Source organism: Ginsengibacter sp. (assembly GCF_057362405.1).
The window spans coordinates 1-9,176 of the sequence record NZ_JBMQQG010000206.1 but is presented as its reverse complement, the minus strand read 5'-3'; the positions used below and the strand labels follow the sequence as shown (position 1 = coordinate 9,176).

Annotated in this window: 7 protein-coding genes; 4 read left to right on the top strand and 3 right to left on the bottom strand. The window is 37.6% G+C overall.

Annotated elements, in window-relative coordinates:
* Window positions 1–128 precede the first annotated feature (128 nt).
* Window positions 129–1,058, top strand: a complete 930-nt coding sequence (locus tag ACO1O5_RS17835) for a phosphoribosylaminoimidazolesuccinocarboxamide synthase (protein WP_486272630.1) — start codon at window positions 129–131, stop codon at window positions 1,056–1,058.
* 18 nt (window positions 1,059–1,076) lie between these two features.
* Here ACO1O5_RS17835 and ACO1O5_RS17830 read toward each other — a convergent pair whose 3' ends face one another.
* Window positions 1,077–2,027: an NmrA/HSCARG family protein gene (locus ACO1O5_RS17830; protein WP_486272629.1), complete on the bottom strand. Its 951-nt coding sequence runs from the start codon at window positions 2,025–2,027 to the stop codon at window positions 1,077–1,079.
* A 190-nt stretch (window positions 2,028–2,217) separates the two neighbouring features.
* Here ACO1O5_RS17830 and ACO1O5_RS17825 point away from each other — a divergent pair, with 190 nt between their 5' ends.
* Window positions 2,218–2,955 (top strand): DUF72 domain-containing protein, encoded by a 738-nt coding sequence (locus ACO1O5_RS17825; protein WP_486272627.1) that lies wholly within the window; start codon window positions 2,218–2,220, stop codon window positions 2,953–2,955.
* Between the two features lie 4 nt (window positions 2,956–2,959).
* Here ACO1O5_RS17825 and trhO read toward each other — a convergent pair whose 3' ends face one another.
* Window positions 2,960–3,991 carry an oxygen-dependent tRNA uridine(34) hydroxylase TrhO gene (gene trhO / locus ACO1O5_RS17820; RefSeq protein ID WP_486272626.1) on the bottom strand — a complete coding sequence of 344 codons (1,032 nt, stop codon included), beginning with the start codon at window positions 3,989–3,991 and terminating at the stop codon, window positions 2,960–2,962.
* A 195-nt stretch (window positions 3,992–4,186) separates the two neighbouring features.
* Between trhO and ACO1O5_RS17815 the strand changes: the two genes are divergently transcribed.
* Both ACO1O5_RS17815 and ACO1O5_RS17810 read left to right on the top strand, forming a co-directional pair.
* On the top strand, window positions 4,187–4,783 hold the full coding sequence (locus ACO1O5_RS17815; RefSeq protein ID WP_486272624.1) for a porin family protein: 597 nt from the start codon (window positions 4,187–4,189) through the stop codon (window positions 4,781–4,783).
* Window positions 4,784–4,897: 114 nt separating this feature from the next.
* Window positions 4,898–5,587, top strand: coding sequence for a DUF1345 domain-containing protein (locus ACO1O5_RS17810; RefSeq protein ID WP_486272622.1), 690 nt, complete (start codon window positions 4,898–4,900; stop codon window positions 5,585–5,587).
* A gap of 50 nt (window positions 5,588–5,637) precedes the next feature.
* Here ACO1O5_RS17810 and ACO1O5_RS17805 read toward each other — a convergent pair whose 3' ends face one another.
* Window positions 5,638–9,126 (bottom strand): hypothetical protein, encoded by a 3,489-nt coding sequence (locus ACO1O5_RS17805; protein WP_486272620.1) that lies wholly within the window; start codon window positions 9,124–9,126, stop codon window positions 5,638–5,640.
* Window positions 9,127–9,176 lie beyond the last annotated feature (50 nt).

The window sequence follows — 9,176 nt, the reverse complement described above, 5'->3', positions numbered from 1 at the left end:
TTAAATTCAAGGCAAAATAATCATTTTATATATGATACAATATATTCTTTTTTAAGAAAAAATGCAACATGTTGACAATTTCTGTAGTTAAAACGGAATAGTAAAATTTACTATTCTTATTTTAGCAAATGCAAAAAAATGTTTTCCCAAATCAAACCGCTTTTTATAAAGGAAAAGTGAGAGATGTTTATACTATCGGCGATCGTTTGTTGGTAATGATTGCCTCTGACCGTATTTCAGCATTTGATGTTATTCTTACAAGACCTATACCTTTTAAAGGACAGGTGTTAAACCAGATAGCTGCATATATGCTCAACAATACTAAAGATGTTTGCGACAACTGGTTGTTAGATGTGCCGGCACCGAATGTTTCGATAGGGTTGAAGTGCGAGCCCTTTAAGATAGAAATGGTTGTGCGTGGAAATCTAACGGGACATGCCTGGCGCACGTATGCATCAGGCAAAAGAATTTTATGTGGTGTAAAACTACCGGAGGGGCTACACGAAAATGATTATTTTACTGAACCAATAATTACCCCTTCAACCAAAGCGAGTGAAGGCCATGATGAAGACATCAGTAAGGAAGAAATCATTCAAAGAAATATTGCATCAAAAGAGGATTACGAAAAACTCGAGCAATATGCTTTGCAACTTTTTGCCAGGGGAAAAGAACTTGCTGCAAAAAGAGGACTGATATTGGTCGATACCAAATATGAATTTGGCAAACTAAACAATAAGATTATTTTGATTGATGAGATTCATACTCCCGATAGCTCCCGTTATTTTTATTCGGATGGTTTTGAGGAAAGACAAGCAAAAGGCGAAAAACAAAAACAGTTAAGTAAAGAATTTGTAAGGGAATGGCTCATTGAAAATAATTTTATGGGAAAAGAAGGTCAGCAAGTACCCGAAATGAGTGACGAATGGGTAGCGACTATCCGCGACCGTTACATTGAACTTTACGAAAAATTAATTGGTGAAAAATTTAAGCCCGAAGAGTTAAGTGATGAAGAAACAGAAAGCAGAATCGCACATAGTCTTCAACAATATCAAATATAATTTTGAGCAGCCTGAACTTTAATCAATCGGTATTCGTTTTGCATTTTCTGCAAGCCACATTTTGAATGATTGCAGTTCCGGGTTTAACTCTTTAGAGAATTTTACATCGCGAATGCTATTACACACGTCATCAAAATCACGATAAAACTGGAACATGTTTCCTAAGTCATCAGCACCGGGAAAGCCAAAGCCGCGATATTGCTCCGGTGTAATTTCATTGTAAGAAACTTGCTCCCCTAATGCATTTGACAGCGCTTGTGCCATTTCAGTACAGGTAAGTTGGTCACCTGCGATACCTACTCTTTTGCCAATTAACTCCTTACCCTTTTTAAATATTCCATACGCACATTTGCCGATATCATCAGCGGCTATGCCAGCCATCTTTTTATCTCCCATGGGGAAAGTTATTGCCAGTTTACCATCTGCACCTCTTTTTGGCCCCATACCAAAATAAATCAGATTATCCCAGTAATAGGATGCCAACATAAAAGTAACCGGCACTCCCGCATCGATAAAATATTGATCAGATTCACCTTTACCATCAAAATGCGGAACTTTATATTTCCCATGCAGTGTGGGCATGCTGTTATCATCAAGTGGCACATATTTTCTAACATCTTCAAGCGTTGACCAAATTACATGCTGCAGGCCAGCTTCTTTGGCGGCGGCGGCCATATTCTTTGCTTCTGCCATTTCTTTTTCCGGGGAAAAATGCGCCCAGAAAAATGTTACAAAATAAGCTCCGTAAGCGCCCGCTAATACGCGTTTCACGCTCTCAATATCATCCACATCGCCTGCCACGACTTCTGCTCCCAAAGCAGAAAGTTCTTTCGCCTTATCCGAATTAGGATCCCTGGTTACTGCACGAACAGCAAATTCACTGTTGCTGTCATTAAGAATGGCACGTGCTAAACCGCCGCCCTGGGCACCGGTAGCGCCAAAAACTACTATTATCTTTTTCTGAGGCATAATTTTGTTTTTTAAATTATATCTGAAGTTAGCGAATTATTAATATTGATCAATTTTCGGGGGAAACAAATAACCCTCAAATTATTAATGCCGGCATCTGTAAACCGGCATGAAATTTAGAGCATGTCTTTATTTGGTAACGGGTTCTTCCAAATTCAATCAAACTGCGTAATAAAAATCGACGCTCATATTGTCAAAACAGAAAATTTATATAGGCTGTTCAGGGTTTCACTATAAAGAATGGAAAGAAGTTTTTTACCCAAAAGGATTACCACAAAATAAATGGTTTACGTTTTACTGCGAGCATTTTAATACCCTGGAACTAAATGTGACCTTTTACAAATTTCCGACTGAAAAAACATTATCTAAATGGCATGACAACAGTCCGCCTGATTTTAAGTTTTCGGTAAAAGTTCCAAAAGCCATCACTCATTACAAAAAATTTAACGACTGCAAAAGGATGCTGAACGATTTTTACGAAGTCTCACAGGAAGGCCTACGCGAAAAGTTGGGATGTATATTATTCCAGTTGCCACCCCGGTTAATTTACTCGGCAGAATTATTTGAAAAGATAATCAATAATACAAACCCGGGTTTCAAAAACGCCGTTGAATTTCGCCATTCAAGTTGGTGGAACAAGGATGTGATCCGCCAACTAAAAAAGAATAATATTATTTTCTGTGGTATTAGTTATCCCGGGTTACCGGACGAAGTTGTAAAAACAAATCCATCATTATACTACAGGCTGCATGGCGTTCCGGTTTTATACAAGTCAGCGTACCCGCAAGAATTTTTGAAACAACTAAACGAGGACATATCGCAGCAGAAAATAAAAGAAGCCTGGATTTATTTTAATAACACCTGGGGAACCGGGGCTATTGAGAACGCCAGGTTTTTCCAAAATCTCACAGGTTTTAAAAACGTGTGAGGTTTCACATTTTCAAATTCATCATTCTTTTCCTCGATTTATTGAAAATCATTATGCCGTTTTTCACCCCTTTTCTCAATTCTTTTTGTGCTTCCTGCGGCATATTATAAGTGGCTTTACATTCTGCCGAGCAACAGCCATCCATCTTTTCCGCACATGACCTGCATTGTATAAAGAGTAGATGGCAACCTTCGTTGGCGCAATTGGTATGTGTATCGCAGGGCTTGCCGCATTGGTGGCAAACGCTTATCACTTCATCTCCTATCATCTCTCCCAGCCTGCCGTCAAACACAAAGTTTTTACCCAGGAACTTATTGGGAAGATTTTCTTGTTTTATTTTATTCGCATATTGAATAATACCGCCTTCCAGGTGAAAAACATTTTTAAAGCCATTGTGCAACATCCAGGCGCTTGCCTTTTCACAACGTATTCCGCCGGTGCAATACATGATAATATTCTTATCTTTCTTTTCTTCAAGCATACTAACGGCCATGGGTAACTGTTCTCTGAAGGTGTCAGATGGTATTTCGATGGCGTTTTCAAAATGACCTACTTCATATTCATAATGATTACGCATGTCCACCACTATAGTCTCAGGATCAGAAGTAAGTTTATTGAAAGAAGCCGCATCCACATATTGCCCTTTCCTGCTCATATTAAAATGAGCATCGGTAATGCCATCCGCAACTATCTTGGCTCTGACTTTAATTTTTAAAACCCAAAAGCTTTTTCCGTCGTCCTCTACAGCAATATTTAGTCGTACGCCATTTAGAAATGAAATAGAATATAAATAATTTCTAAAAGCTTCGAAATTAGACGAGGGAACACTTACCTGCGCATTAATACCTTCATGGGCAACGTAGATGCGTCCAAAAACTTTTAATTCATCCAGGTCTTTATATAGCGTGTCACGAAACTGCTTTGTATCTTCAATAAAAGCGTAAGTGTAAAATGACAACGTGGTACGCGGTTCATTTTCCTCGTATAAACGCTTTTTTAATTCCTTTTGTGAAACACGATTGTGCAAAACAGCCATAACATTTAGGATTTCTATTACTTATTTTTCGGGATTGTGTCCCCAAATAAATTTTGAAAGTTGAAAAGTAGAAATTTTCTGCAAAGATAATCATTTGGCAATTTTATGAAACAGGTATGACTTTTGTTAGAACAGTTTCAAATAACAATGGCTAAAAATTATAAAACACCATTATCAAGTATTAAAGTAACAATTATGAAAAAAACAATAGTTTTTGTCGCATCGCTTTTTTTATTATTTACCGCAAAATCCCAGGATGTCCATTTCGGCGTGAAAGGCGGGGTGAATATTTCCCAGTTGAACTTCAGTGATAACATTCCTTCTGACAGTAAGGTTGGAATTAACCTGGGCATACTCGCTCATATCCATACTTCTTCAAAAACATGGGCGATTCAGCCGGAAATTTTCTATTCAATGGAAGGCGCGAAAAATGTAAATAATTCAGGAATAACTTACAATTTAAATTATTTAAACGTCCCCGTTTTATTGCAGTATATGTTTGAAAACGGTTTCAGGTTGGAAGGCGGCCCGCAGCTTGGATTTTTACTGAGTGCAAATACAAAAGGAGGTGGTGTTACCATTGATGATAAAGGGTATAAATCCACAGCTTTTTCTATTCCCCTGGGCATAGGTTACCTCACATCTTCAGGATGGGGTTTGGATGCGAGATATGTTTTTGGCGTAAGCAATATCAATGATCTTCATGATGGCCAAACCATTCAAAGCAATGTTTTCCAATTGGGGATTTTTTACCAGTTTAGCGATAGGAAAAGCCATTTGCGTCATAGATAATTTCTATGCAGTAATTATAATAAATTATTATTCCTCCTGAAAAATACTCAGGAGGATTTTTTTGATTTCGCTTGACGATTAATATTATATTACACCGGCATTTTGTGTTAAAATATGGCTTCCATCAAAAAATCATCCCTTACATCTTCTTTCCAGAAAATACATTCATTGGCAAAACTATTTATTTGCCTTGCCATTGCATCTACTGTTTATTTCATAATTCAAATTGAACATATAGATATCATTTCGCACCTGATGATAGGCTGGGACACTTTCAGTTTATGTATGATAATACTTACGTGGATAACGTTTACGATAACAAAATCTCAACAAATAAGAGAACAGGCCCGGGTGCAGGATTCCAGTAGAACAGTCATTTTCTTTATAGTCTTAATCGCAACACTTGCAAGTTTTTTGGCGGTAGTGTTATTATTGGTTACAAAACAGGAATTCAAAAATGAACAAAGTTTTCACCTTATCATCGCTATTGCCGGAATGATACTGTCCTGGTTTTTAATTCATACAATTTTTACGTTGAGGTACGCACACATATTTTATGGCGATGATGAAAAAAATCCTACTACGCACGCAGGAGGATTGGATTTTCCGGGCGATCAAAAACCAGATTATCTTGATTTTGCCTATTTCTCTTTTGTATTAGGTATGACTTTCCAGGTTTCTGATGTAGAAGTCACCTCTAAGGCATTGAGAAGATTAGCGATGTGGCATGGCCTTTTGGCGTTTGGATACAATACCATTATGATAGCACTCACCATCAATCTCATCGCGGGATTTGGAAATTGAATGCCAAGGTACACATACTCGTCGCCGTTAGTATATTCCAAATTAACAAATCAGAAAATAGCCCTCACCGATGCAGTTCCGGTATGAACCGTCGGGGCAGTTCCCGGCTTTCTGCCTTCATACTGAAGATTGACTTCTATGTTTCCTGCGAGCCTTTTTGTCAGTTCAATATTCCATAAATAATTTTTACCTGGTAACAATCCGTCCAATAAAATGTATCCGGCGGTACTGTTAGCACTACCACCACTGCCGCCGTTAAAGTTTATGTTATTGAAAGAGAACCTTCCATTCAAAGTTCCATTAGATAATACGTTATATCTTACTTCTGCGGCTATCGCGTTATTAATGGCTTTCTCCATAAAATCAATTTTATTTTGCTTCACATCATACGTATATATAAGGCTTATCCTGAAATTACTTTTATAAATGTAACTGATCGATGGCTCAGCAGAAACCTCGTCAATATGGTAGTTTCTGTTAGCAAATGAAGAATTGATCAATTGATTCAATCCATACTTGTTAGTGAATGATGTAGCAATGGAACGGCTAAGGTTCCATCTTCCTCTTAAAGAAAGGTCTCTCAACTTGTTACTTTCAAATCCATAATTTAAAAGCGCTTTGCTTGTATTAAGGCGATGGGTAATATCGATTCCCCACTTTACACTTTTTCGATTAAAGTATAGTGTGTTTGATAAAAAGGATGTTAAGGATATCAGTGTAGTATCTACCAAATTTTTTCCAAATGGATTAAATTCAAAAGAATTAACTGCAAGGTCCTTCTTGTTTACCTGCAGCGAAGAATTGGTGCTGAACCTGTTTATAAACTTAAGCAGTTTATTTTTCAAGGTATTTTTTAAAAGGGCAGATGGATTAAGACTTACGTTGTAGTTGAACTGCAGGTAATTCGCTTTTACGTATTGATTGGTGGGTGTCAAAACTCTTATCCATGTTTTCTGATCGGGAAAAAGAGCAATTTCAAATTCATTTAACTGCGGGATACCGTCACCGTTATAATCGTTCCAGGTATAATATCCCTGCGGAGCCGGAACCTGTATGTACGTATACTCAGTCTTCTGCTCCTGCCCCGATCCTAATTCGTATAAAATACTTCCCGTTAGCAGCCCTTTCCATTCATGAACTGCATATTCTGCACGCCCCAAAAGGCTTTGATCACTTTTTTCACTTAGCACTCCCTGGTTAATTACATTTAGTTTACGATACGTGAGGTTTAATTTAAACTGGTGATTTTCATTCTTTAAAAATTCAGTTATAAGGCTAACGTTTTGGCTCCTGTCACCTGTAATCAGATCTTTTTGAAATGGAATCTTATTTGTTCGTGTAAAATACGTTACACCCCAACGGTTCAATTTTTTCTCTGAAGATTTTACATACACCTGCCATAAATTAAATGCAAAACTTTCGGGCATTAATGTATCGTACTGCTTATTGAGTTGTTTATCATTTTCCGCAGAAAATCCGCCACCAAATGTAAAATCCTTTAATGCGGCAAATTTCCTGGAAACGTCTATGGATGGCCGTAAGTAAGACCCTTTTTGTATGCCGCTATTAATGTTCGTTATATAAAATTTATCGGCAACTTTCCATCCTTTAAGAAGCATTACATGTTCAATTGAGTTACGAATGCCATTGTATTGATCGCTTCGGTTATAGTTGGTAAGCTCATAGTGGACATAGTTATTTTTTGAATCACTCAATTGTAATGAACCCGTCACCAGGTTCTCTGTTGCGGCCGGCGCATTAAAAGGCAAACTCCAGTCCCGGTTAAACTCCACGCTTCGTAACCTCTCAATTGGTTTGAATCTATCCTGCACATATTCATAAATGACACTGCTTTGGAGTTTAAGATCCTTTTGAAGAGCTCTTAAAACTTTTTGTTGAGTGGTGTATTCAAATTTGCCTGCAAGGCCATTATTTTGATTCTTATCCAATAGGGAAAAAGTATTTGCATCGTAATGACTTAGCGCAAGCTCCGTTTTTATGTATGACTTATCATTAATAAAATACTGTCCGCCGATTGTAATCAACTGTTGTTTCTTCGGCGTAACTAATAAGACGACCGGTTCCCAATTACCCTGTGGAACACCATTTACCGGTGCAACCCACATAAAAACCTGGCCATTTGCATTCCCGGTCGCCTGAACGTAATTACCTTTCCCAAAACCAACGCTGGTAAAAGAAAGATTATACAGCGTATCAGTCTTGCTAACCGAATAAACATAAATGGAGTCATGTATTGAATTATAAACAGTATCAATTTTTTTATACAAAATTTTATCAACAGAAAAGGTATCCCGAACGGCATCCGGATACAACGCACTGTCTGTATTATTTCCTATCTGTGAAAGAAATTGTTTTTGATTGGCATCCAATGATTGGTTGATGGAGGTATTTTTTGCATCAGTATTTGAATAGGCTCCAATGGTGAGCTTTAATTTTTTTCCTAAACTTATTTCATCGTTGGCGTATAAAAGCGAGTTAAGGTAATTCCTGTCAGAATATTCAAACTCTACCTGTATCCTGCTGTCTTTTGTAATTAGACGTTTAGCCGTGAATGTTAGTTCAGCGGTATTATAATCAATAACATAATCCTGGTCTTCACCTCGTGTTAGCAACTGCCCATCTATAAACACTCGCTCCGTTCCGGCAAGTACGGTAAAAAATAACTCACCGTTTGCGCCCGAAAGGCGGTAAGGGCCCTGGTTTCCTTCCAGCGGCGTAATAACATTCCGGTTAAATTTTCCCTTGGCAATAGCGCCGCTGACCAATAAAGAGTTTTTAGATGTTTTACCAATTTTATTATCCGTCAAAAAAGATGCTCCCTGCAATCGCGTATAGAATTTCAAAAAATAATTTTGACTTTGCCTGATATCAATATCACCGAAGTTCGCCTGCCATCCATGTTTTTTTACCTGCATAAATATCCTGTCGAAGTCATGAAGATTTTGCGTGTTTCCTTCCGGTTGAATGGGAATATTGTTATCGCTTATTGCGGCGGTCAATTCAAGGCTATCTCCTATATATCCATTCAACTGGAGATTCAAAGTTGAGTTCACAACAGCATCCTGGCTATTACCAAACGAAATACCACGGCCAATACTTCCGTTATAAGTGATATTTCCAAAATCTATAACCTTATTGCTTTGCGCCTGATTGTTCCTGAAAACAAAGGGCCTTTCTTTTTCAAAATTGAACCGTATGCTGTCGTAATTAAAATGGCGGACGACATTATTTAATTTGAAAGGAAAAACACGATAAGTAATATAAACGCTATCAGGCAAATGATTTGAAGTAAATGTGATCAATGCATTTACATAGTCGATGCGAAAAGAATCATTTGAAATTCCCTTAATGGAAAGCGTATTCGGTATAATACTGCTGCTATCGAAGTGAACGGGATTTATTTTAGTAGAAATATATTTCTTCCTCAAATTGGAGAGATGTTCCGGGGTAGTCTGAGAAAAGGCGTCCCCAAAAAACAATAGCAAAACAATAAGCAGGTATATTCTTTGGGAATTCAATCAGTTCGGATTTTAGAATCACTAAAATTAGCATTTATGAATGGAAGTTG

Excerpts from the sequence above, each read along its gene's own strand:
- trhO (WP_486272626.1), bottom strand. The coding sequence starts at position 3,991 with ATGGCTGTTTTGCACAATCGTGTTTCACAAAAGGAATTAAAAAAGCGT.
- ACO1O5_RS17810 (WP_486272622.1), top strand. The coding sequence starts at position 4,898 with ATGGCTTCCATCAAAAAATCATCCCTTACATCTTCTTTCCAGAAAATA.
- ACO1O5_RS17835 (WP_486272630.1), top strand. The coding sequence starts at position 129 with ATGCAAAAAAATGTTTTCCCAAATCAAACCGCTTTTTATAAAGGAAAA.
- ACO1O5_RS17830 (WP_486272629.1), bottom strand. The coding sequence starts at position 2,027 with ATGCCTCAGAAAAAGATAATAGTAGTTTTTGGCGCTACCGGTGCCCAG.
- ACO1O5_RS17815 (WP_486272624.1), top strand. The coding sequence starts at position 4,187 with ATGAAAAAAACAATAGTTTTTGTCGCATCGCTTTTTTTATTATTTACC.